Genomic DNA, 23,115 nt, shown 5'->3' on the forward strand with positions numbered 1-23,115 from the left:
CCTTCAGGGCACAGGTGAGACCACACCGGTCTCACGCGTATCGTGACGCTCGTCACGTCTCACAGGTTTACGTGTGATGACACAAGTCCACGCCACGATGAGGAACATCCAGATGGACGCGACGTTCGCCGCGCCCGCCATCTGATCGGCGGTCAAGCCGTCGATCACCAGAAACGTCATCAAACCGAGCAGCAGCGCCGCCTCGACCCGGACCTCCCTGACCCTGGTGAACGACAGGTTCACGGTCAGCACCACGACGATGAGCAGGCAGAAGATCGCCCCGCCGACGAGGCCGCCTTCGACGAGCACGTTGACGAAGATGTTGTGACCCCCGCCGAGCCCCAGGGCGTCGAGGAACAACCCGCGCGCCGACGACATGCCGTTGCCGAACACCGGCCGGTTCATCACCGCCTGGTAGGCGAAGGTCCACAGGTCGGTACGCGAGTTGAGGCTCTCCAGCTGTTCGACGGTCTCGCCACGGGTGGCGAACTCCAGGAGCTTGTCGCCGAACAGCAGCGGCAGCAGCACCAGGATCGGCGTGCCGACCATGATCACCTCGACCCGGCCCCGGGTGCCGCGGGCGGTCAGCAGGAACGCCGCCACCCCCGCGAGAATGCCGACCGCCGCCCCCCGCGTGCCGGTGGCGACCAGCGCCGCGGCCGTGACCGCCGCCGAACCGGCGTAGACCGGCCACGGGAAACGTCGCGGCAGCCCGTTCGGCAGCAGGAACGCCAGGCACAGCAGCAGCGCCACGCCCAGGAACATGCCGGCCGTGACCGGGTGCACGTAGAGCCAGTTGAACCGGTCCTGCGTGTTGGGGGTGCGTTTGAGCGGCACCGCCACGCCGAACGCCACCGAGACCACGACCAGGCCGACGAACACGTGGGCCAGCCGGTAGAGGTCGTCGCGCCGCGCCCGGGTCGCGATCACATGGCAGACGATCGCGGTGACCAGGAGCTGGCTCGCCCGCACGGCGGCGAACGGGGGGAACGGGGTCCACAACACCGACAGGGCGCAGTAGGCCGCGAACAACCAGGCCAGGATCAACACGGCCGGAGCCGCCCGCCGGGGGGCCCGGAGGCCGAACCGGCGGTAGAGGTAGAGGGCGCAGAGGCCGTAGACGCCGATCTCCAGCAGCACGGTGGTGTCGATGCCGCCGCCGACCGCCGCCGTGACGTCACGCGAGCGAAACTTGTAGTCGCTCGCGAGGATCATGCCGAGAGGCAGCAGCGTGGGCCACCACTGCGTGCGGAGCCGCCGGTGGCGCGCACCTCTCACGCCGGTCCCCCCGAATCGCCGCTCCGCTTGGTGACGTGTGCCAGCATACGAGCGGTTAATAACTTTTCACTATGGACCGGTTGAGAGGACGAGTCAGATGAAGCTCCCTGAACCCGTGATGAACGCGGGCCGAACCGCCATCCGGGGCTGGGGCATGGCGACGGCGGCGTTCCGGCCCGACCCCGATTTCCTGCTCATCGGGGCCAAACGCGGGGGTTCGACGTCGTTCTACTTCGCGCTGCTTGAGCACCCGAGGGTGATCCCGCTGTTCCCGGCGGCCCGGCTGCTGCCCAAGGCCAACCACACGAAGGGCGTGCACTACTTCGACTCCAACTACGCGCGCGGCATGCGCTGGTACCGCTCGCACCTGCCCACCCGGTTGAGCCGGGCGCGGGCCGGGCGCAGGGCGGGCGGCCCGGTGGTCGCCGGGGAGGGCTCGCCCTACTACCTCCACCATCCGCTGGCCGCCGGACGCGCCGCCGGGAACGTGCCAACGGCACGCATCCTGCTCGTCTTACGCGACCCGGTGGAGCGCACGTTCTCCCACTACCGCGAGCGGGTGCGCGCGGGCATGGAGAGCCTGTCGTTCGAGGAGGCCCTGGCCGCAGAGGAGTCGCGGACCGCCGGGGAGGAGGCGAAGATCATCGCTGATCCGGCGTACCTGTCCTACGCCCACGAGCAGCAGTCATACGTCGCCCAGAGCGAATACGCCCGCTGCCTGGAACGGTGGTTCGCCCACTTCCCTCGCGACCGATTCCACATCCTGACCAGCGAAGACTTCTACCGCGACCCGCAGGCCGCCTGCGACCGGGCGGCGGAGTTCCTCGGGCTGCCGCCCGCGCCCCTGCCCGCGGCGGGCAAGGTCTGGAACGCCGCCGCCCCGGGTGACATCCCCGACGACGTGCGCAAGAGGCTCGCCCGCCACTTCGCCCCCCACAACCGGCGGCTGGAGGAGATGCTCGGACGCCGGCTCAGCGACTGGACGGCCGGCTGAGCACCTCCAGCGCCGCCAGCATGCCGCCGTTGAGCGGCAGGTCGTCGCTGCGCTTGGAGATCACGGCCTCCCAGTGGGCGGCCGCCTCGGCGTAGCCCGTGGGCACCGGGTCGACCCCGAACAGGGTCGCCTCGGCGGCCCGGTAGTAGACCTCGTCGGCGCCGGGGGGCGCCCAGGCGGCGTCCTCCCAGTCGATCAGCCACGGCACCCTGCCCCGGGTGCGGCGCAGGTTCCACGGGGTGAGGTCGCCGTGCATCGGCAACCAGTGGCCGGGGGTGCCGGCCGGTTTGGGCAACCGGGCGAGCAGGCGCTGGATGCGGCCGGTGAGGTCGACGACGTCGACCTTCCGGACCGGCCTGGCCGGGACCGGCTCCATCGCCGAGATCAGCAACCACGAGGCGCCCTGACCCAGGACCACCGGCACCCGGAACCCGTCGCCGCCGTCGAGCAGCCGCAGCACCTGGGCCTCGCGGTCGAGCCCGTCGCGCACCTTCAGGAACCCGACGGGACGGCCCTTCTGGATGAGCAGGGCCGCGGCTCCGGGCCGGGAGGCCTGCGGGCGCAGGTAGAGGGCGACCTCGTCGACCGGGCCGGCGACCTCGGCGACCTCGCGGAGGATCTGCTCCCAGCGGTCGACCGGGGGCTCCCAGCGTTCGCGCCGCCCCGGCAGCACCCACGGCCCGGCGATCAGCACCGCCCGGTGCAGGATCCGCTGGGCCAGCAGCGGGAGGGGCTTGGAGAAGGTGAGCAGCGACAACCCGGCGGCGGCCGACCGGGCGTCGCTGACCGGGATCCAGACGTTGGCCCGGCCCGGCGGGTAGCGCACGAAACTCATCCGCGCAGGTCCAGGCAGAGTTTCTCGTAGCGGGCGGCGACGTCGTCCCAGGTGTAGTGGACGCGGGCCCGCTCGCGGGCCAGGTCTCCCCTGCGGCGGCAGGCGGCCGGGTCGTCTTCGGCCTGTTCGATCACGGTCGCGAGGTCGTCGGGGCCGCCGAAGAACACGCCCGACTCGGCGAGCACCTCACGGTTGAAGACGACGTCGTAGGCGATCGTCGGGGCGCCCGCGCCCATGGCCCGCAGCAGCGACGGGTTGGTGCCGCCGACGGAGTGGCCGTGCAGGTAGGTGGCGCATCCGGCGTAGAGGGCGTCGAGCAGGTCCTGGTTCCAGACCGCGCCGACCAGCTTCACCCGTTCGTCCTTGGCGGCCAGGTCGTCGATCCGCCGCACGTACTCCTCGGCGTAGGGGGCCGAGCCCACGACGACCAGCGGCAGCCGGGCGGCGCTGCGGGAGTAGCCCTCGACGATCAGGTCGACGTGGTTCTCCGGCTCGAACCGGGCCACCACCAGGTGGTAGCCGCCGGGCTCATAGCCTTCGGCTCTCAACAGGTCGTCGTCGCAGCGCTCCTGGATGGGCGCGCCGTAGGGGATCATGACGCTGCCGGCGGCGTAGGTCTCGCGGTAGTAGTCCTGGATAGCGACGGCGTCGGCGATGATCTGCTTCGACCAGCGGACCGACAACTTCTCGACCGCCAGGTAGTAGCGCTGCCCTGCACCGTTCCATTTGGCCCGCTTCCACTCCAGGCCGTCAACGTGGGTCGCCACCGGGATGCGCGCCAGCTTCAGGAACGGCAACAAGGGCGCGTTGGCCGCGTTGAACACCAGCGCGACGTCGGTGCGGTGCAGCAGCACATGGCCGACCGACAACGCCGTGTGGCTGAGCGTCTCCATGATCTTGTGCCGCACGGCGGGCAGATGGACGAGCGTCATCCCCTTGTACGCCGGGATCTTCTCCACCGCCCCCCGGCAGTAGACCCGGACGTCGTGCCCGGCGTCGGCCAGGCGGGCCCCGATCTCCTCGACGGCGGTCTCGAAGCCCCCGTAACGGGCCGGCACCCCGCGAGTCCCGATCATGGCGATCCGCATGCGTCCCCTTCGATGGATGACAAGATGAACATCCAACCGTAAACGGTAATCAAACATTTGGATGCGGCAACCATGGTTCGAGTGGTGATGGCCCACCCGTCGCCCGATCTCTACGGCTCCGACCGCATGCTCGTGGAATCGGTCCGGGCCTTGGCCGAAAAGGCCGAAATCACGGTCACTCTGCCTACTGACGGTCCTTTGTCCGTTTTGATTCGCGAGGCCGGAGCGAAGGTCGAGATCCTGCCCGTGCCGGTGCTCCGCAAGGCCTACCTGAAGCCGGCCGGGCTGGTGAAACTGGCCTGGGCGCTGGCCACCACACTCCCCCGCATGGTGTCCTACCTGCGCCGCGACCGTCCTTCCGTGCTGTACGTCAACACGGTCACCATCCCCTGGTGGTTGCTGGCCGGGCGGCTCGCGCGGGTGCCGAAGGTGGTGTGCCACGTACACGAGGCGGAAGAAGGGGTTCCCGGGCCGATCAGGCGGGCGCTGGCCCTGCCGCTGCGGCTCGCGCACACGATCATCGCGATCAGCCACAGCGTGCGCGCCCGAATCGTGGCCGACGGCGGCCCTGACGGCAAAACGACCGTCATCCACAACGGCGTCGCCGGTCCCCCGCCCACCGACCCGCGCCCGGAGCACGAGGGACACCTCGTCCTGGTCGGCCGCCTGTCTCCCCGCAAGGGCAACGACGTCGCCGTCGAGGCGGCGAAACTCCTGGCCGGCCGTGGTCATTCGATCACGCTGACGCTGGCCGGCACCATCTTCCCCGGCTACGAGTGGTACGAGGCCGACCTCCGCGCCAAGGCGGCGGAGGCCGGGGCCGAGGTGGTCTTCGCCGGGTTCACCGACCCGGTGTGGCCGCTTCTGGCCACGGCCGACGTCGTGCTGGTCCCGTCGCGGGTCGAGCCCTTCGGCCTGGTCGCCGTCGAGGGCATGCTGGCCCGCCGCCCGGTGGTCGCCAGCGAGGTGCAGGGCTTGGCCGAAATCGTCAATGACGGGAAGAACGGCCTGCTCGTCACGCCGGGCGACCCGGTCGCGCTGGCCGACGCCGTCGAAACTCTGCTTAACGACTGGGCCACCGCGAAAGCCCTCGCGAACAGGGCTTACGACGACGCCGTGTCCCGATTCAGCCTATTGCGTTACACGACGGCGATGGAGCGGGCGATTCTCGGGCCGGACGCAGATGTCTAAACTGTGAATCGACCACTGCTTTACATGAAGAGGAATGCACAAGCGGGGAGAACAGGCATTCGTGGCCACAGACCAACGTGACGAGACCCCCGAGGTCGGTCTTCTTGAGGCCGTGTGGCGCTATCGATGGTCGTCGCTCGCCCTGATCCTCGTCGCCGCGGTCGCCGCGGGGGCGGCGACGTTCTTCGTCTTCGGCAACGTCGAGGCGACCGCCCGCTTCGCGGTCGTCGACCCGCGCAGCACCACCTACCTGCGCATGGGCGTCTCCTCCGACAGCAGCTATATCGCCTACACCGCCCAGCGGGCCGCGTTCGCCCAGTCGGCGGGCGTGCTCGACCGGGCCCGGCAGCTCCTGGAGAACGAGCAGAAGGTCGTCGTCGACCTGGAGACCCTGCGGCAGAGCGTCACCGCCTCGCCCGGCACGGCCGGCGGCATCGTCGTGGTCACCGCGACGGCCAAGACCGACAAACTGGCCGCGCAGATGGCCAACTCGGTCGTCGCGGCCTACCAGATCCTCACCGAGGCCGACGCCCAGCGTGAGCAGGAGAAGCTGCTCAAGAGCGTGCGGTCCACCCGCACCCGCGTGCAAGACGACCTGAAGCGGGCCCCCGACGGCAGCGCCACCGAGTCGTCGCTCACCGAGGCGCTGGTGCAGCTCCAGCTCAAGGAGTCGGAGGCGACGATCGACCTCGCCCAGTTCGGCGGCGGGGTCCGGTTCGTCGACCAGGCCAACCCGCTGAAGATCACGCCGAGCAAGGTGCCGACCAACATCGCGATCGGCCTCGCGGTCGGCGCGCTGCTGGCCATCGTCATCGCGTTCCTGCGCGCCACCAACCCGATCGGCACGATCCGCGAGGTCACCACCCCGACCGGCCAGCGCCACAAGCCCGCCCAGCCGCGCCGTCCGACAGCGTCCCGGCCCGAGATCAACGGCACGGCCCCGGTCAAGGCCGAATACGACGACCGCCCGACGGCCGCCTTCGAGCGCATCAGCCTGCCCGCCAAACCGCCGGAGCCCGCGACCCCCGCGATCGAGAAGGCGCCGGCGGAGAAGCCCGCGCCGCCGCCCCCGATCCGGAGCTGGCCCGAACCGCCGCCCGCCAAGACCCCCGCCAAGGCGCCCGCCAAGACGCCCGCGTCCAGGAAACCCGCGCCCACGGCGCCCGCCGATCCGCCCGACGACGACGCCGAGCCCGTGGTGACGATCGACACCGGCGCCGCCTCCTGATGGCCGGTTCCCTCCGCAGGCTCGTCGCGCGGGCGGGCGGCTCCGTCACCTCGCAGGCCGTCACCGCGGGCGGCAGCGTCGTCTTACAGCTGATCGCGGTCCGGTTCCTCGGGCCCGAGGCGTTCGGCGCCTACGCGATCATGATGGCCGTGCTGGTCGCGGTCACCACCGTCTTCTCCTCGTGGGTGGGCGACTCGCTCACCGTGTTGGACCGTTTCAATCCACGGGTGCGGGCCGCGTTGTGCGCCTCGATCCTCGGGCTGACCGCCGCCGGGACCGTCGTCGGCGTGGTGTTCGCGCTGGCGCTCCACCTCGCCGACACACCGGGTGTCGTGGCGTTCGCGCTGCTCACGGTGTTGTGGTTGCCGCAGGAGAGCGCGCGGCGGCTGCTCAACGCGCGCCTGGAGTTCGGCCGGCTGGTGCTCAACGACGTCGTCTACGTCGGGGTGACGCTGGCGATCCTCGCCGGGCTCTGGCTGACCGGCGTCCCGTTCACGCTGACGTGGATCCTGGGCGCGATGTGCGCCGGGCAGTTCGTGTCGCTGGGGCTGACGCTGGCGCTGCTGCCGTCGGCGGAGTACCGGCTGCCGCGCCCGAGCCTGGCCGGGCTGGGCGAGGTGACCTCCTTCGCCGCGTGGCGGTCGGCGCAGGCGTCGCTGCGGCCGGTCGCGCTGCTGGTCATGCGGGTGGCGATCGACACGTTCGCGTCGCGTACGGTGCTGGCCGCCGTCGAGGCCGGGCGGTTGCTGATGTCGCCGGCGCTGACGGTCGTCCAGGGCGCGGGCTCCTATCTGCTGCCGACGTTCGTGCGGCGGCGTGACGCCGGGGTGCCGATCCGGCCGCGCAACGCGCTGGCCGCCTCGCTGGTGCTCATCGCCGGCACGCTCGCCTGCGGGGTCGCCGCCATCGCGGTCCTCGGATACGCCGGCCCGCTCATCACCGGCGGCGCCTTCACCCTCGACGCGGTGACCGTGGGCGGCTGGGTGGCCTACACGGTCAGCTTCTCGGCCACGCTGCCGCTGTCGATGATGGCGGCCGCCTACACCCTGTCCCGCCTGGTGTTCATGGTCAGGGCGGCCGAGACCGCCATCGGCCTGGCGGCCATGCTGGTCGTGCTCGCGGTCGCGCCCGAGCTGGCCCACCTGGCGCCCTACTGCATCGGTTTCGGCGGCCTGGCCTCGGGATTCCTCCTATGGTGGCACCTTCGCCGCACGGCCCCCGTCCCGTCACGGAATGAGATCCCCCATGAGACGCACGCTGCTGAGTAGCGCCGTTCTGGCGTTCGCCCTGACGGCGGCGGTGCCCGCGTACGCCGAGCCGGCCCCTCCGGCGCCGCTGAAGGCCGCCTGGAAGCAGGACCGGGTCATCGACAACCCGAAGATCAACGAATCCAGCGGCCTGTACGCCTCTCCGCTCCACCCCGGCGTCGTCTGGACCCACAACGACGGCGCCGGACCGGCCACCCTCTACGCCATCGGCCCCGACGGCTCGACCGTGGCGACGGTCACCATCGAGGGCGCGGCGGCCGTCGACACCGAGGCCATGGGCGGCTTCGTCGACCAGCGCGGCAACGCCCTCATCTACCTGGCCGACACCGGCGACAACGACAAGACCCGCCAGGCGGGGGTGACCCTGTTCGTCCTGCCCGAGCCGAAGGTCCTGGCCGACACGACGGTGACCGCCGAGCGCTATCCGATCGTCTACCCCGACGGCCCGCAGGACTCCGAGGCCGTGCTGGTCAACCCGGCCAACGGCAACCTCTATTTCGTCAGCAAGACCCCGACCGGCGGCGCCGTCTACGGCGCGCCCGCCTCGCTGGTGCCCGATGTGGCCAACCGGCTGGAGCGGCTGGTGGCCGTCCCCCACGTCATCTCCGACGGCCTGATCGGCTACGACGGCCGCATGTACCTGCGCGGTCTCAACAAGATCCGCATCTTCACCGACGTGACCGGTCACGTGGTGCAGACGATCGACGCGCCGAAGCAGCCGCAGGGCGAGTCGATGGCGCTCAGCGCCGACGGCAAGACGCTGCTCGTCGGCAGCGAGGGCGAGAAGAGCGCGGTGTTCGCGTGGGCGCTGCCCAAGGAACTGGTGACCGGCCCGATCCGCAAACCCGGGCCGCAGCCCGACCCCAACGCGATCCAGCAGACCGCCAGGGCCAAGGAGCCGTCGCGGTTGCCGCAGTTCATGCTGGGCGGCGTGGCCGGGCTCGTGGTGCTGATCGGGGCGGGCGCGGCCATCCGTCGACTGAGGCGGTAATCAGGTTCATACTCCGGCCATGCGCAAACGCACGATCCTGGCCGTGTTATCCCTCACGTTCCTGCTGACCGGGCTGCTGGCGGCCCCGGCGTGGGCGGCCGACTACTCGGCCCAGCCCCGCGCCGGCTGGTTGCCGAACGGCCGGGTCCTGGCCATCGCCCATACGGGCGACCGGGTGGTGATCGCGGGTGAGTTCACCAGCCTGCGTCACTCCACGACCGGCGAGACCGTCGGCCGTCAGCGTGTCGCCCTGCTCGACGCCGCCAGCGGCGACCTGATCCGCACCTGGTCGCCCGCGGTGAACGGCGCGGTGCACGTTCTCGCGGTCGCGAACGGCCGGGTGTTCCTCGGCGGCGACTTCACCACGGTGGCCGGGCAGGGCCGCACCCGGCTCGCGGCGATCGACCTGGCCACCGGCAACGTCGTCGGCGGCTGGACGCCCGCCGCCAACAGCACCGTGCGCGGGCTGGCCGTGATCGGCGACACCCTCTACGCAGGCGGGGCGTTCACGCAGGTCGCCGGGCAGAACCGGACCCGGCTGGCGGCCGTCGACCTGGGCAGCGGCGCGCTGCGCGCGTGGAACCCGGGAGCCAACAACACGATCATGGCCATGGCGGCGGCGCCCGACGGCGGCAGCGTGATCGTCGGCGGGCAGTTCCGCACCCTCGGCGGCGCGACGCGGCTCTTCCTCGGGTCGGTCGGCCTCAACGGCGCGGTCACCGGCTGGGCCCCGCCCCCGAGTTGCGACCTGCCGAGCAACCAGTGCTGGGTGCTCGACCTGGCCGCCGACACCGACAGCGTCTACGCCGCCATCGCCGGAGTCGGCGGACGGCTGGCCGCCTACCGCCTGAGCAACGGGTCGCGCCGCTGGGAGCGTACCGCCGACGGAGACGTGGAGTCGGTCGCGGTGCGCGGCTCCTACGTGTACGCCGCCGGCCACTTCTGCCCCGACTTCGCCGGCTTCCAGCGGTGTGACTTCGTTGCCGTCGACGCCGGGACCGGCGCGGTCGACACCGACTTCGCGCCCACGGCCAACGGCCAGGTGTTCGCGTTGCACGCCGGACCCGACGCGCTGCGCGCGGGCGGCGGCTACAGCCAGCTCAACGGGGTCTCCCGACCCAACTACACGGAGTTCCCGCTGATCCCGCCGTCGGGCGACGTGACGCTGGTGTCGGCGGGTTCCTCGTGGCGCTACCTCGACGACGGCAGCGACCAGGGCACGGCCTGGCGGGCGGCCGGGTTCGACGACTCCGGCTGGCCGCAGGGCCTGGCCCAGTTCGGGTTCGGCGACGGCGACGAGCGGCAGCAGGTCGCGCCGGGCCGGATCACCTACTACTTCCGCACGACCTTCGGCGTCGCCGCCGCGTTCAGCCAGGTCACCATGAGCGTGATCCGCGACGACGGCGCGGTCGTCTACCTCAACGGGAACGAGATCTGGCGCGACAACCTGCCGACCGGCACGGTCACCGCCGCCACCCGGGCCCTGTCCACCGTCTCCGGCACGGCCGAGTCGCAGTGGACCGACGTGTCGTTGTCGCCCGGCCAGCTCCAGCAGGGCCAGAACACGATCACCGTGGAGATCCACCAGGACCGGCCCGACTCCAGCGACATCAGTTTCGACCTGCGCCTGCGGGCGCGCTGACGACGGGGCGGACCCGCCCTGGAGGGAGGGGCGGGTCCGAGTTCTTCTGATCGAATTGGGCCCCCAAAAGTGACCATGGTCACCCTTATTGTGGGTCGACACCTTTTGCCCCGATTCGAGAGAAGTCCATGGCCGAAAAGCTCTCACCCGTATTACGCGCCCGGATGCGGGCCCGGGAACTGCTCTCCCGCGCCCTCGTCGTGGTGCCGCCCGGAGTGACGATGAAGACCCGCTCGGGATTCCACTCCTCCTCCGGGGTCTCACGCACCCTGCTCGGACAGGTGGTGAAGGTGCTGCGGCACCGCCCGCTGGGCTTCGTCACCGACTTCGCCCTGCCGGACAACCCCCGCATCCGGCTGGCCGCCGTCGAATCGCGGCTGGTGCGCATCCTGTTCTGGTACGGCGAGCGCGGCTACGAGGGCATGGAGACGGCCTGCTGGCGCGACCTGTGCGCCAAGGCGACCTCCATCCTGGAACTGGGCGCCAACATCGGCTACTACACCGTCCAGGGCGCCGAGGCGGCCGGCACCACGCCGTACGTCGCGGTGGAGGCCAACCCCGAGGCGGCGGCGATCGTGTCGCGCAACGCCGACCTCAACGGGCTCGCCAACGTGAAAGTGATCCAGGCCGCCGTGGTGCCCGACGGCGCCCCCGCCACGCTGGAGTTGTCGCTGCCCGACCAGGAGAGCTACGTCGCCCCCACCGGGGCCTACCTGTCGGAGGGCGGCGAGGGCATCAGCAACCGCCCGGCCTCCCGGACGATCACCGTCCAGACGGTGAGGATGTCGGACCTGGTCGAGGGCGTCGACCTCATCAAGCTCGACATCGAGGGCTACGAGGCCGGCGTGCTGCGCGCGGTCTGGCCGCAGTTGCTGGCCTCCCGGCCCACGATCGTCGTCGAGGTGCTCAGGAACGTTCCCGCGCTCCGCCAGGTGCTGCGCGACCTGCGCGCGGAGGACTACGAGATCCGCGCCATCGGCCACGACGCGCTCCACCTCATCACCGACGCCGAACTGGCCTCCGAGGAGCCGCTGCCGCGCTACGGCTCCCGGGACGTGATCGTCGTACCGGCCGAGAAGGCCGGCGCCCTCTAGAGCTCGGGCCAGGCCTCGTGCAGGGCCTCTCGCCAGTCGCGCATCGGCTTGAGGCCCGCCGACGCCCACGCGCCGTGGGCTAGCACGCTGTTCTTCGGGCGGGGCGCCGGTCGGGGGAAGGCGTCCGAGGCGACCGGCCGCACCCGTGCCGGATCGGCGCCCAGCAGGCGGAAGACCTCCTGGGCCAGGCCGTGCCAGGTGGTGGCGCCGGAGTTGGTGCCGTGGAAGACGCCTCGGGCGCCCGAGCCGACCAGGTCGACGATCCGGCGGGCCAGGTCGTGGGTCCAGGTGGGCTGGCCGTGCTGGTCGTCGACGACGGTGACGACCTCGTGCGACCGTTCGAGGCGGGCCATCGTGCGCACGAAATTGGGGCCGTGGGCGCCGTACAACCAGGCGGTTCTGACGACCGTCCCGTGGTGGGCGAGGACCACCTGCTCCCCGGCCAGCTTGGTGCGGCCGTAGGCGTTGATCGGGCCGGTCGGGGCGTCTTCCGGCCAGGGCTCGGCGCCCTCGCCGGAGAAGACGTAGTCGGTGGAGAGGTGGACGAGCTTGCGGCCCGCCCTCTCGGCGAGCGCGTGCGGCGCGTTGACCCTGAGGGCCGCCTCCTCGTTGGTCTCCGCGTCGTCGACCGCGGTCCAGGCCGCGCAGTTCACGACCACGTCGGCCCAGTCCACGGCCTCGGAGACAGCGGAGACGTCGGTGATGTCGAGTTCGGCCCGGGTGGGGGCACGGACCTCCGCGCCGTCGAGGACGCGTACCAGATCGGAGGCGAGCATGCCCCCGCCGCCGGTGACGAGCCAGCAGGTCACGCCCAGCCCCGCAGCGGCTTCCACCAGGTCGGGTTGTCGCGGTACCAGGCGACCGTCTCGGCCAGGCCCTCGTCGAAGGTCCAGCGGGGGGCGTAACCGAGGGCTCTCAACCGCGAGTCGTCGAGGCTGTAGCGGCGGTCGTGGCCCTTGCGGTCGTCGACGAAGTCGACGCTGTCCCAGGTCGCGCCGCACGCGGCGAGCAGGTGGCCGGTGAGCTCGCGGTTGGACATCTCGGCCGTGCCGGCGATGTGGTAGACCTCGCCCGGTTCCCCGCGTTCGGCCACCAGGCGGATGCCCTGGCAGTGGTCGTCGACGTGCACCCAGTCGCGGATGTTGCCGCCGTCGCCGTAGAGCGGGACCCGCCGGCCTTCGAGCAGGTTGGTCACGAACAGCGGGATGACCTTCTCGGGGTACTGGTAGGGCCCGTAGTTGTTGCCGCAGCGGGTGATCGAGACGTTGAGGCCGTGGGTGACCGCGTAGGCCCGGGCGATCATGTCGCCGCCGGCCTTGGCCGCCGAGTAGGGCGAGCGCGGGTTCACCGCGGCGCTCTCGTCCCAGGAGCCGGACTCGATCGTGCCGTAGACCTCGTCGGTGGAGACCTGCACGACCTTCGGCACCCCGGCGTCGAGGCAGGCCTGCATGAGGGTCTGGGCGCCCAGCACGTTGGTGCGCACGAAGTCGGCCGCGCCGTCGATCGAGCGGTCGACGTGGCTCTCGGCGGCGAAGTTCACCACCAGGTCGTGGCCCGGCACGACCTCCGCCAGCAGATCGGGGTCGCAGATGTCGCCGTGGACGAAGTCGTGGTCGACGCCCTCGATGTTGGCGCGGTTGCCGGCGTAGGTCAGCTTGTCGAGGACGGTGATCTTCGCGTCGGGCAGCGTGCGCACGAAATGGGAGCCGATGAACCCGGCGCCGCCGGTGACCAGGACACGTGTCATGCGGAGATCTGCACCTTACTGTGGTCGCCGAGCACCAGCCGGTGGGCCCGGGGCGTGTTGGGAGCCGGGGTGACCTCGACGTCGTGGCCGATCAGCGACGCCTCGACCCGGCGCACCCCGGTGATGGACGAACGCGCCAGCAGGATCGAATATTCGATCTCGCTGTCGGCGATGACGCAACCGGCCGCCACCGAGGTGAACGGACCGACATAGGAGTCGCGCACGAGCGCGCCCGGCCCGACGACGACCGGCCCGACGATGCGCGACCCGGTCACGACCGCGCCCTCCTCGACGACCACGCGCCCGATGAGCTCGGAGGCGGCGTCGACCTCACCCCGTACCGCCGGGGTGAGGGATTCCAGGACGAGGCGGTTGACCTCCAGCATGTCGGCGACGTTGCCGGTGTCCTTCCAGTAGCCGGAGATCACCGTCGACTCGACGCGGCGGCCGTCGTCGATGAGCCACTGGATCGCGTCGGTGATCTCCAGTTCGCCGCGCGCCGACGGCTTGAGCTCGGCCACCGCCTCGTGCACGGCGGCGGTGAACAGGTAGACGCCGACCAGCGCCAGGTCGCTCTTGGGCTGCCGCGGCTTCTCTTCGAGGGCCACCACCCGGCCCTGGGGATCGAGTTCGGCCACGCCGAACTGCGTCGGGTCGGGGACCTGCGTGAGCATGATCTGCGCGGCCGGGCGGTCGTGTTCGAACCGGGCGACCAGCGAGCGGATGCCGCCGACGATGAAGTTGTCGCCCAGGTACATGACGAAGTCGTCGCCGCCCAGGAAGTCGCGCGCGATCTTCACCGCGTGCGCGAGCCCGAGCGGCGCCTCCTGTCGCAGGTAGGTGACGTTCAGGCCGAAGCGTGAGCCGTCGCCGACCGCCGCCTCGATCTCGGCGTGGGTGTCGCCCACGACGATGCCGACGTCGCGGACGCCCGCGTCGGCGATGGCCTCCAGGCCGTAGAAGAGCACCGGTTTGTTCGCCACCGGTACGAGCTGCTTGGCCGACGTGTGCGTGATGGGCCGCAGGCGGGTGCCCGAGCCCCCCGCCAGAACCAGGGCCTTCATGGTGTCAGTACGCTCCCCGCCCGCCGAACACGGCCGACCACGTCTTCCAGAGAATGAGCACGTCGAGGGTGAGCGACCAGTTCTCGACATACCGCAGGTCGAGCCGCACGGACTCCTCCCACGTCAGGTCGGACCGCCCGCTGACCTGCCACAGGCCCGTCATGCCGGGCTTGACCAGCAGCCGCCGCCGGACGTCGTCGCCGTACTGGGCGACCTCCTCGGGCAGCGGCGGGCGTGGGCCCACGAGGGACATCTCCCCCTTGATGACGTTGATGAGCTGGGTGAGCTCGTCGAGGGAGTAGCGCCGGAGCCACGTTCCGAGCGGGGTGACCCTTGGATCGTTCCTCAGCTTGAAGAGCACCCCGTTGCCGTCGTCGCCGAACGTTCGTAACGTGATCTTCCGGTGTTCGGCGTCGACCGTCATCGTGCGGAACTTGTAGACGGTGAACAGCTCGCCGTCCTTGCCGACCCGAGCCTGCCGGAACAGCGCCGGCCCCGGGCTGCTCACCCTGACCGCCGCCGCGATGACCAGCATGAACGGCAGCAGCATCAGCAGCACCACGCTCGCCACGACCCGGTCGAACACGCTCTTCACGGCCTGCCGCATGCCCCTGATGTCGGGGTGTTCGACGTGCAGCAGCGCGAGCCCGGCGACCGGCCGGATGTTGATGCGCGGCCCGGCCACCTCCATCAGCGCCGTCGCGACGAGCAGCTCGGTGCCGCGCTCCTCCAGCTGCCAGGCCAGCCGCCGCAGCGCGTGGCCGTCGAGCTCGGGACAGGCGAGCACGGCCACGCTGTCGGCCTGCGACGCCACGACCACTTCCGGCACGTTGCCGAAGTCTCCCAGCACCGGGAACCCGTCGACCTGCGCGGGCAACTGCCCGGCCTGGTCGGGCGGCACGCACGCGGCCACGATCCGCATGCCGTGGTGGCGTTCGCGGGAGAACTGCGCGTGCAGGTCGAGCACCGAGGTCCAGTGGCCGACCACGACCACCCGCCGCAGGCACTCGCCGTTGCGACGGCGGTGGTGCAGCCGCTTGCGCAGGGCGTAATGGACGCCGAGCGTGAGCAGCGCGCAGATCGGGATGCCGGCCATGACGTAGGAACGGGCGATCGACGTCTGGGTGACGTACGCGCTGATCGCGACGACCGACGCGAGGATGGCCGCGGAGTGGATGATTTTGCGGTACTCGTCGGCGCCGTCGCCGATGTGGCGGCGGTCGTACCCCCCGACGAGCCCCACCGTGAGCGGCCAGGCGGTGGCGATGGCCAGCCCGAGCGGCACCTCGATGGGATGGGCTTCCCCCAGCGCGAACCGCGCCAGCAGGACGCCCTGAATGGCCACGGCACCACTGACGGTGTCCATGGCGACAGCGGCGCGGATGTAGCGCCGTGACCAGCCGGGATCACTGACCCCGGAACGAACCACCTCTTCAAGAGCAACATCCATGTCGCAGATGCGCCTTTCCCCCACACTTGTTACCTGACGGACGCCCCACCTGTACCGTTGGTTTACCTAGATCACTGACCGATCTTGTTGACCTTGAAGTCTGTGAGCGGTGGAACGATCGTAAGATCGCCGCAACATAGAGGAAAGTTCATCTGAATGTCCACATAAGGCCATTTATACTTCAGGCGCGGCTCTGGACAGCTGCGCTCATACACGCTTCGACCTGGATATTTTCGGCATCTTCGCAGCTCTCCACCCGGGACGTCCTGACGTGAGCCAAACCACAGACGAGCCAGTACCGAAAAAGCGTTCTACACGCAGACGTAACATTTTCATTGTTTCCTTACTGGTTCTGTCACTTCCGCTGGCCGCACTCTTCACCATCGCGATGGAGCGGCAGTACACCTACGACCGCAACATCACCCGCATCGACGACGTCTTCCCGGCCGAGCCGGAACGCCCCGCCAAACCCGTGGGCGACGCCCAGAACTGGCTGCTCATCGGCTCCGACGCCCGCCCTGGGGAGAAGGGCTTCAACCGCGCCGACTCGATCATGCTGGTGCACCTGCCCGCCGACCGGGCCCAGGTCTTCTTCATCGGCGTCCCGCGCGACTCCTATGTCCCGATCCCCGGCCACGGCACCGACAAGATCAATTCCGCGTACGCGTATGGCGGCCCCAAACTGCTCATCTCGACCCTGGAAAAGCTCACCGGAGTGCGCGTCGACCATTTCGCCGCACTCGACTTCAGCGGTTTCATCGCCATGAGCAAGGCCATCGGCGGAGTGGAGGTCGAGGTCTCGAAGGAGACCTACGACTCGGCCAACAAGATCACCTGGCCGCAGGGAACGGTGCACCTGGAGGGCGAGAAGGCGTTGTTGTTCGTCCGCCAGCGCTACGGCCTGCCGGGCGGCGACTTCGACCGCATCAAACGCCAGCAGGCCTTCCTCCGCGCGGTCGCCGACAAACTCATCAACGGCGGCGTGCTGACCGACCCGTTCGCCCTGAACGACTTCCTCGGCGCCCTGACCAAATCCATCAGCGTCGACTCCGGGGTGTCCATCGGCACCCTGCGCGACCTGGCGATCGAACTGCGCGACATCCGCGGCCACAGCCTGGTGGCCTCGACCGTGCCCCTGGCCGGGACCGACACGGTCAAGGGGGCGAGCATCGTCCGCCTCGACGAGAAGGCGGCCAAGACCATGTACGCGGCGATCAGGGACGACAAGCTGGATCAATACTTCGAGGACCACGGCGGCACGTCGAACACCAAACAGGTCAACTGACGGCCCGGATCCGCACCGGTGGCTCCAGCCACCATGAACGCTTCTCCAACACGACGACGCCCGAGGCGACCACAGGCCGTCTTTCGTCGTGGGCCCGAAGCGCGAGCCGGTAGTCGTCGCCCGCCAGCCGCATCTTCACGCGGCGCCGGGTCCGGCCCAGCGACCCGTCGACGACGACGACCCCTTCATCCTGCCCTTCCGCCCGCTCCAAGCGGACGACCTGCCCGACGACGTCGTCCTGTTCCACGACGGGTCGTCGGCGTAGGGCCTCGCGTACGAGTTGTACTCGCTCGGGGTGGGGGCGTCGCAGTACGACACGGCTCGCCGCCTCGGCGGGCTGCGGCTGACTCGGCGACCATCGGAAGGAGACGTCCAAGGCACGCAGGCCAGGGAACTGGCTCATTTTGTCGATGGAGTCGATCAGTTCGGCGCTGGCGCCGTTCTGTACGGCCTCGTCGAGTTCGATCGGCTGATCTTCTTCCAGCAGGTCTCGTGAGGCGGCGAGCCCCGTTGCCAATGTGGTCATCACTCGTCGCGTGTAGGTGCCGATGGCAGCCGTGTCGGAACCGCTCTGGACGGGCAGTTCCTCCGACATCTCCTCGTCGTGCCGGGCGAGGATCGTGAGCACGAAGCTGCCACGCAGGGTGTGCCCCATGCGTACCTCCTCGGCTAGGAACTCCTTCACCGCGTCCGGTCGGCGGCCCTGGTTGAAGGCCCGGGGACGGATGGCGCTGCAGGCCGCCGCCGACAGCATCTGGTTGATCCCTGTCAGCAGGTTCTGGGCCTCGGCCAGGGGAATCGACCCGTCGACCGTCGCCTGGTCGGCCCGGACGAGCAGGATGTCGCTCCTGGCGCCGGCTATCTCCAGTGCGAGGTCCTCGTCGTTCCTGAGTTCGTAGACGTCGGCGATCGTCGTGAGAGCGTCGCGGAGGCGGGCCGGGAAGTCTCGGTAGGAGCGGTCGAAGGGGAGCATCAGACTGGCCCGTTCGGTCGTGCTCTCCCAGATGGAGTAGAGGTTCTCCCGCCAGTCGGTACGCAGCCATCCCCTCACTCGGAGAAACGTCTCGACCGCTGTGGGGGACAGGTCCTCCACCCCCACCAAGGGCCGGGCCGAGAAGTCCCGGGCTGTGGTCATGGCGCCCCTCCGTCACCTACGCGCTGCAGTATCGCCAATAGTTGTCCGACCGTGAAGACACGCTCCCTGGGGAGGACGACGGTCTTCGAGTCGGTGTCGATCGAGGCACCGCCCTCGAGGCACGTCCAGTAGGCGCTTCTGCGGAGCAGCATGCCTTCGTCGCTCACTTCAAGCCACTCCCCCAGCCGCGACGGCACAAGAAGGACCACCAGGATTTTGCGGTTGTAGGTATGCGGGTCCCGCAGCGCGTCGTAGTGGTCGCGGCTGAGCCGCCAGTGCACCCCGTCGTCCTTGAGCACGTCCTGCTCGGTGCATTTCATCTGCACGTCGACCACCGCCGAGGAGTAGACCCGATGGTTGGCCGTCTGGCGGACCGTGAAGTCGACGCGTTCGTCATCCACCCGCAGGTCTGAGATCTTGCACCGGGCGGCCGCGGTGATCGCGTGGACGAACGCGAGGCTGAACTGCTCTTTGCAGTGGGTCATATGCATGGTGCCGTAGGGGGCGCCTTGGGGTGTGCGCAGCTCATCCCAGGGATCCTGCGTGGAAAGCACCACCGATGTTTACCATAGGAAATCAATCGATTACTGAGAGAAAATGGATCTGTGCTCCGCCACGAACCGCTCGACCGTCTGCGCCGGCTGCCGGGTGACGCGGAAGACGTCGTCGGTGGCGCGGTCGTAGCGGTTCTCGCGGTGGAGCCGGGCCATCGTGGCGACGTGCTGCTGGGTGTGCGGCGGCAGGCCCGTCTTCGGCAGGACGTCGGCGATCCACTGGTCGAGCGGGACGTCGCGGTAGGTGACCGAACGGTCGAGCGCCTTGGCGAACTCCTCGGCCACGCCGTGCATGTCGAGGGTGTGCGGGCCGGTGAGCTGGTAGACCTCGCCGACGTGCGGGGACGGGTCGCGCAGGATCACCGCGACCACGCGGGCGACGTCGTCGGAGGCGATGGGTGAGGTGCGGCCCGAGCCGAACGGGAGCGCGATGGTGCCGTTCTCGCGGATCGACCGGGCGGCCAGGGTGGTGAACAGCGGGTTGTCGAGGAAGACGGTCGGCCTGACGTGGGTCACCGGCAGGCCCGACCAGTCGAAGACCCGCTCGGCCAGGTAGTGGAGGCGCTGCTGGTCCGACTCGGCGGTGCTGGTGGCGGTCATCTGCGACACCGTCATCTGCGACAGGTCGACGAGTCCGTCGAGCACCCGCATGTCCTTGGCCACCGACGCCACGACGGCCGCCGCGAGGAGATGGTCGGGCGAGACGGCCATCCCGAAGTACATCCGCGAGACGCCGTCGAGCGCCGCGGCGACCGTCTCGGGCCTGGTCAGATCGCCGATGACGACCTCGACGCCGAGGGCGCGCAGATCCTCGGCGCGCTGGTCGTTGTGGCGCACCATGGCCCGGACGGGCACGTCCATACGGTGCAACCGCTCCAGGACCTTGCGCCCGAGGCCCCGCGACCCTGGGACGAGAACCAGCCTTCCGGCCACCACAACCCCCTTATGTCACTCTCTGTGATCATACGGAAACGAACTTCGGGGGTGTCCGGGGCGTCTACCCCTGCATGATCTCGCCACCGTTGTGCCCGGGGTGCGGCACGGGCCGCCTGGTTCCGATCGCGTACGGATACCCGCACTTCACCGACGAACTGAAGCGGGCCCTTGAAGAGAAGCGGCTCGTGCTGGGCGGGTGTGCGGTCCGCGACGAGAGATGGGCCTGCCCGTCCTGCGAGAACCGCTATCCGGAGCCTCAGGGGGCGGCGTAGACGCCGCCCTCTGAGAGCACGTGGATGATCGCGGGGTAGATCGCCGGGCTCCACGCCGATCCGTCGAGTCGTTCGCGGTGGGCGCGCAGGGCCGTCTCCAGGAGGAACAGCCAGGCCACCAGTGGGCGGGCCTCTCTCGGCACGCCCAGTTCGCCCAGCAGTCGCACCGCCGCGACGCCCGCCGCCGACGACGCCTCGTGCAACGACGCGCCCCGTGCCGACAGGGCGGCGTGGAAGTGCCAGTGGAGGATGTCGAAGCCCAGGGGCACGTCCGGGGCGCTGTGGCCCCAGCCGTCGAGGTGGGGTCGGCCGGCTGACCACAGGACGTTGTCCGGGATCAGGTCGCCGTGCCAGCGGCCGAAGGTCAGGGGGACGTCGCCGTAGCAGCGTTCCAGGCGGTCGGCCAGGCGGTCGGCGACGGTGGCCAGGCGGGGGGCGTCGCGGAGGGCGGTGATCTCGCCGCGCAGGCGTCTCCAGTACGCCGACTCGCCGAGGATCACCCGGCTGCGGGGGCCGCTGAAGGCGATGTCCCTGATGATCTGGGGCGCCGGGGCGGGGTCGCCCTGGCGGTGGGGGCGGCCGGTCCACGAGGTCACGGTCACCGGGTGGCCCTGCCACTGCGACTCGGCGAGCAGGCGGGGGGCCAGCCGGTGGCCGGTCAGGGCCGACACGGTCACGGCCTCGTTGACGGCCAGGACGCTCGTCGCGGTGTTCCAGCCGACCGTCGCGCGGGCGACGGCGCGGCCTCGGGAGTGCAGCCACACGTACGGGCGGTCGGGGCGCAGGGAGAACGTCGCCCGCAGCGGGCCGCGGCCGAGGAGGCCGGTGAGCCAGGAGACGAGCAGCGTCTCGCCGGGGTCGGCGTCGGCGCGGACGCTGACGACCACCGGGTGGAGGGCGAACACGCCGCGTGGACGGAGCTTTCCGCCGCTGTACGAGTAGCGTTCGGCCTCTCGGTAGCCCGGCGGGATCTCTCCCGTGGTGACGCGGACGACGTCGCCGGCCGGTTCCCAGACGCGTGCGATGAGACTGCGCAGATCGCCGTTCATGATCTGAATCCAAACCCAGGTGACAACAGACGCTCTTTGTCACCCTATGTCGGATTCAGGGGTGATCTTGGCTAGTCGTATTCCAAATCTGGAAGCGGATGGGGTGGATCAGGGCTGCGCCAGACCACGACGAAGCCGTCGTCGGCGTTCTCGACGGCCCACGAGAGGCGTTCGAGGTCGAAGTCGGGGAGGTAGCGGAGGCGGGCCAGGAACGTCGCGTCGGTGGCCGAACGGGGCACCACGCAGTTCTCGCCGGCGCGGTCTTCCAGGACGATGAGCACGTCGGACTCGGTGACGCCGCCGACCCTGACCTCTATGACGTCCTCCCACGCCAGCGCCTCGACGGAGCCGTCGGCGTAGTGGCGGGTCACGCCTTCTTCGGTGACGTACACGTAGGTATCCGGCACGTGCATGGGCGCGATTGTGTCGGGCTTTGGGTGGTCCGGCAAGATGGCCTGCCGCCCCGGCCGGCCGCGGCTTGCTCAGATGCGCCAGACGAGGTGGTCGCGGGCAGCTTTCGCCGCTGCCTGCGGGGTTCCCGCTTCCAGTCGTTCGAGCAGTTCGCGGTGCTCTGTCACCATTTCATCTCGATCTGGGTACGCCTCCCGGAGGCGCACCACCCCGAGACGGGTCTCGGCCGACAACGACAGATAGAGGCGCAGCAGCCGAGGGCTCCCGGCGGCTCTGGCGAGGGCCTCGTGGAGGGCCATGTGCTGGGCGACGATGCCGGCCCAGGGGGCGTCGTCGGGGAGCGCGGCCATGGTGTCGAGGGCCCGGCGGGCCTCCTCGATCCGCCGCCCGGCCACGGCGGCGCCGACGAGGTCTTCCAGCGGGCGGCGTACGTAGAGGAGGTCGTCGAGATCGTCTCGGGTGAAGTCGGGCACGTACGCCGACTTGTTGCGCTCCCGTCGCAAAATGCCCTCGTGGACGAGGGTCGCGATGGCCTCCCTGACCGTGGGGCGGGCCACGCCGTAGGTCGCCGAGATCTCCTGTTCGGGGAACTGGGTGCCCGGAGCGACGTCACCCGACAGGATGCGGGTGCGCAGGGCGTCCGCGAGGGCTTCCACGGTGGAGACGGGGCGCAGCTTCACGCCGGAGAGCCTACTTTTTCCGGCCGGGCCACCACGATCAGACTGACCGCGAGCATGGCCAGACCGGCCCATGACGTGGGGCTCAGGGTCTCGCCCAGGACCGCGACGCCCAGCAGGGCCGCGACGGCCGGTTCGGCCAGGGCCAGGGTGCTGGCGGTGGCGACGGGGGTGCCGCGCAGGCCCCGGCCGTACAGGACATAGGACAGGGCGGTCGTGGCCAGGCCCAGGTAGAGGACCGTGGCCAGGCTCGCGGGGTCAGCGAGCCAGGAGAGGTCGCCGGCCAGCAGGACCGGGAGCATGATCAGGGCCGAGACGCCGAACATGACGGCCATGACGTCGTCGCTGGGGTGACCGGCGACGATGGCTCGGGCGGCGATGACGGCGTACGAGGCGTAGATGAAGCCCCCGACCAGGGCCAGGCCGACGCCGAGCGGGTCGACGGTGCCGCCGCCGGGCAGCAGCAGCACGGCGCAGCCCACGATCGCGGCGGCGGTGCCCCACATCCACTGGCGGGAGGGCGCCTGCCGGTCGAGCGCCCACGACAGCAGGCCGGTGAAGACGGGACCGCTGCCGATCAGGATGACGGTGCCGATCGCGACGCCGGTCAGGTTCACCGCGACGAAGAAGCAGAGCTGGTAGAGGGCCACGCACAATCCGCCGAGCAACAGCGTTGGGCTGGGCCGGACCCTCCCCCCGGATCTGAGCAGCACGAACCCGGCCAGCGCCGAGCCACCGATGACCAGCCGCGCGGCGGCCAGCGCGACCGCCCCGGCGGCGGCGAAGGTCCCGGCGGTGCCGGCGGTCCCCCAGAGCACGGCGGCGAGCACGACGAACAGCGCGAGAGGCGGATCGCCGAAACCCGCCCGAGCCCCGCTCATGAGCCCACCCCGGCACCAAGCAGACACAGACGGCCGAAAACCGAC

Annotated in this window: 22 protein-coding genes; 8 read left to right on the top strand and 14 right to left on the bottom strand. The window is 70.2% G+C overall.

Annotated elements, in window-relative coordinates; translation table 11 throughout:
• Positions 1-3: 3 nt before the first annotated feature.
• Positions 4-1,278, bottom strand: a complete 1,275-nt coding sequence (locus QSK34_RS20200) for an O-antigen ligase family protein (protein ID WP_285585789.1) — start codon at positions 1,276-1,278, stop codon at positions 4-6.
• A 97-nt stretch (positions 1,279-1,375) separates the two neighbouring features.
• Between QSK34_RS20200 and QSK34_RS20205 the strand changes: the two genes are divergently transcribed.
• Positions 1,376-2,272, top strand: a complete 897-nt coding sequence (locus tag QSK34_RS20205) for a sulfotransferase (protein ID WP_285585790.1) — start codon at positions 1,376-1,378, stop codon at positions 2,270-2,272.
• Here the strand turns inward: QSK34_RS20205 and QSK34_RS20210 are convergent.
• Positions 2,250-3,107 (bottom strand): phosphotransferase family protein, encoded by an 858-nt coding sequence (locus QSK34_RS20210; protein ID WP_285585792.1) that lies wholly within the window; start codon positions 3,105-3,107, stop codon positions 2,250-2,252. The two genes, QSK34_RS20205 and QSK34_RS20210, sit on opposite strands and share 23 nt — an antisense overlap.
• Positions 3,104-4,195: a DUF1972 domain-containing protein gene (locus QSK34_RS20215; protein WP_285585793.1), complete on the bottom strand. Its 1,092-nt coding sequence runs from the start codon at positions 4,193-4,195 to the stop codon at positions 3,104-3,106. Before QSK34_RS20215 ends, QSK34_RS20210 begins: the two co-directional genes overlap by 4 nt.
• Positions 4,196-4,321: 126 nt before the next feature.
• Between QSK34_RS20215 and QSK34_RS20220 the strand changes: the two genes are divergently transcribed.
• The 6 genes from QSK34_RS20220 to QSK34_RS20245 all read left to right on the top strand — a co-directional run bounded on the left by QSK34_RS20220 (position 4,322) and on the right by QSK34_RS20245 (position 11,609).
• Positions 4,322-5,386, top strand: a complete 1,065-nt coding sequence (locus QSK34_RS20220; RefSeq protein WP_285585861.1) for a glycosyltransferase family 4 protein — start codon at positions 4,322-4,324, stop codon at positions 5,384-5,386.
• A 61-nt stretch (positions 5,387-5,447) separates the two neighbouring features.
• Positions 5,448-6,614 (top strand): GumC domain-containing protein, encoded by a 1,167-nt coding sequence (locus QSK34_RS20225; protein ID WP_285585794.1) that lies wholly within the window; start codon positions 5,448-5,450, stop codon positions 6,612-6,614.
• The gene (locus QSK34_RS20230; protein ID WP_285585795.1) at positions 6,614-7,882 is read left to right on the top strand and encodes an MATE family efflux transporter; all 1,269 of its coding nucleotides are present in this window, start codon (positions 6,614-6,616) and stop codon (positions 7,880-7,882) included. The genes QSK34_RS20225 and QSK34_RS20230 overlap by 1 nt, the downstream gene beginning before the upstream one ends.
• Complete coding sequence (locus QSK34_RS20235; RefSeq protein WP_285585796.1) at positions 7,860-8,873, top strand: YncE family protein; 1,014 nt, start codon at positions 7,860-7,862, stop codon at positions 8,871-8,873. The genes QSK34_RS20230 and QSK34_RS20235 overlap by 23 nt, the downstream gene beginning before the upstream one ends.
• Positions 8,874-8,892: 19 nt before the next feature.
• Entirely contained in the window at positions 8,893-10,515 is a 1,623-nt protein-coding gene (locus QSK34_RS20240; protein WP_285585797.1) for an outer membrane protein assembly factor BamB family protein, read from the top strand.
• Positions 10,516-10,643: 128 nt separating this feature from the next.
• Complete coding sequence (locus QSK34_RS20245) at positions 10,644-11,609, top strand: FkbM family methyltransferase (protein WP_285585798.1); 966 nt, start codon at positions 10,644-10,646, stop codon at positions 11,607-11,609.
• Here the strand turns inward: QSK34_RS20245 and rfbD are convergent.
• From rfbD to QSK34_RS20265, 4 genes are read right to left on the bottom strand one after another with little or no spacing between them, the layout of a single operon-like run.
• A complete protein-coding gene (rfbD, locus tag QSK34_RS20250) occupies positions 11,606-12,442 on the bottom strand; it encodes a dTDP-4-dehydrorhamnose reductase (RefSeq protein ID WP_285585799.1) in 837 nt (278 codons plus the stop codon). The genes QSK34_RS20245 and rfbD overlap by 4 nt on opposite strands.
• Positions 12,415-13,356, bottom strand: a complete 942-nt coding sequence (gene rfbB, locus QSK34_RS20255; RefSeq protein WP_285585800.1) for a dTDP-glucose 4,6-dehydratase — start codon at positions 13,354-13,356, stop codon at positions 12,415-12,417. Before rfbB ends, rfbD begins: the two co-directional genes overlap by 28 nt.
• Entirely contained in the window at positions 13,353-14,420 is a 1,068-nt protein-coding gene (locus QSK34_RS20260; RefSeq protein ID WP_285585801.1) for a glucose-1-phosphate thymidylyltransferase, read from the bottom strand. Before QSK34_RS20260 ends, rfbB begins: the two co-directional genes overlap by 4 nt.
• Positions 14,421-14,424: 4 nt before the next feature.
• Positions 14,425-15,786, bottom strand: a complete 1,362-nt coding sequence (locus QSK34_RS20265; protein WP_285585802.1) for a sugar transferase — start codon at positions 15,784-15,786, stop codon at positions 14,425-14,427.
• Between the two features lie 472 nt (positions 15,787-16,258).
• Here QSK34_RS20265 and QSK34_RS20270 point away from each other — a divergent pair, with 472 nt between their 5' ends.
• Positions 16,259-17,155 carry an LCP family protein gene (locus QSK34_RS20270; protein WP_161482270.1) on the top strand — a complete coding sequence of 299 codons (897 nt, stop codon included), beginning with the start codon at positions 16,259-16,261 and terminating at the stop codon, positions 17,153-17,155.
• Here the strand turns inward: QSK34_RS20270 and QSK34_RS20275 are convergent.
• From QSK34_RS20275 to QSK34_RS20305, 7 genes are all read right to left on the bottom strand, one after another.
• Positions 17,148-18,290 carry a hypothetical protein gene (locus tag QSK34_RS20275; protein ID WP_285585803.1) on the bottom strand — a complete coding sequence of 381 codons (1,143 nt, stop codon included), beginning with the start codon at positions 18,288-18,290 and terminating at the stop codon, positions 17,148-17,150. The two genes, QSK34_RS20270 and QSK34_RS20275, sit on opposite strands and share 8 nt — an antisense overlap.
• Positions 18,287-18,847, bottom strand: coding sequence for a DUF4365 domain-containing protein (locus tag QSK34_RS20280; protein WP_285585804.1), 561 nt, complete (start codon positions 18,845-18,847; stop codon positions 18,287-18,289). Before QSK34_RS20280 ends, QSK34_RS20275 begins: the two co-directional genes overlap by 4 nt.
• Positions 18,848-18,874: 27 nt before the next feature.
• A complete protein-coding gene (locus QSK34_RS20285) occupies positions 18,875-19,777 on the bottom strand; it encodes an NmrA family NAD(P)-binding protein (RefSeq protein WP_285585805.1) in 903 nt (300 codons plus the stop codon).
• Between the two features lie 259 nt (positions 19,778-20,036).
• The gene (locus tag QSK34_RS20290) at positions 20,037-21,101 is read right to left on the bottom strand and encodes an aminoglycoside phosphotransferase/kinase family protein (protein ID WP_285585806.1); all 1,065 of its coding nucleotides are present in this window, start codon (positions 21,099-21,101) and stop codon (positions 20,037-20,039) included.
• Positions 21,102-21,172: 71 nt separating this feature from the next.
• Positions 21,173-21,514, bottom strand: a complete 342-nt coding sequence (locus tag QSK34_RS20295; protein ID WP_161482263.1) for a hypothetical protein — start codon at positions 21,512-21,514, stop codon at positions 21,173-21,175.
• A gap of 69 nt (positions 21,515-21,583) precedes the next feature.
• Positions 21,584-22,192: a GntR family transcriptional regulator gene (locus QSK34_RS20300; protein WP_285585807.1), complete on the bottom strand. Its 609-nt coding sequence runs from the start codon at positions 22,190-22,192 to the stop codon at positions 21,584-21,586.
• Positions 22,189-23,070: an EamA family transporter gene (locus QSK34_RS20305; RefSeq protein WP_285585808.1), complete on the bottom strand. Its 882-nt coding sequence runs from the start codon at positions 23,068-23,070 to the stop codon at positions 22,189-22,191. The genes QSK34_RS20300 and QSK34_RS20305 overlap by 4 nt, the downstream gene beginning before the upstream one ends.
• Positions 23,071-23,115: the final 45 nt, after the last annotated feature.

The sequence above is a fragment of the Herbidospora sp. NBRC 101105 genome (genome assembly GCF_030269205.1).
GTDB classification, from domain to species: Bacteria; Actinomycetota; Actinomycetes; order Streptosporangiales; family Streptosporangiaceae; genus Herbidospora; species Herbidospora solisilvae.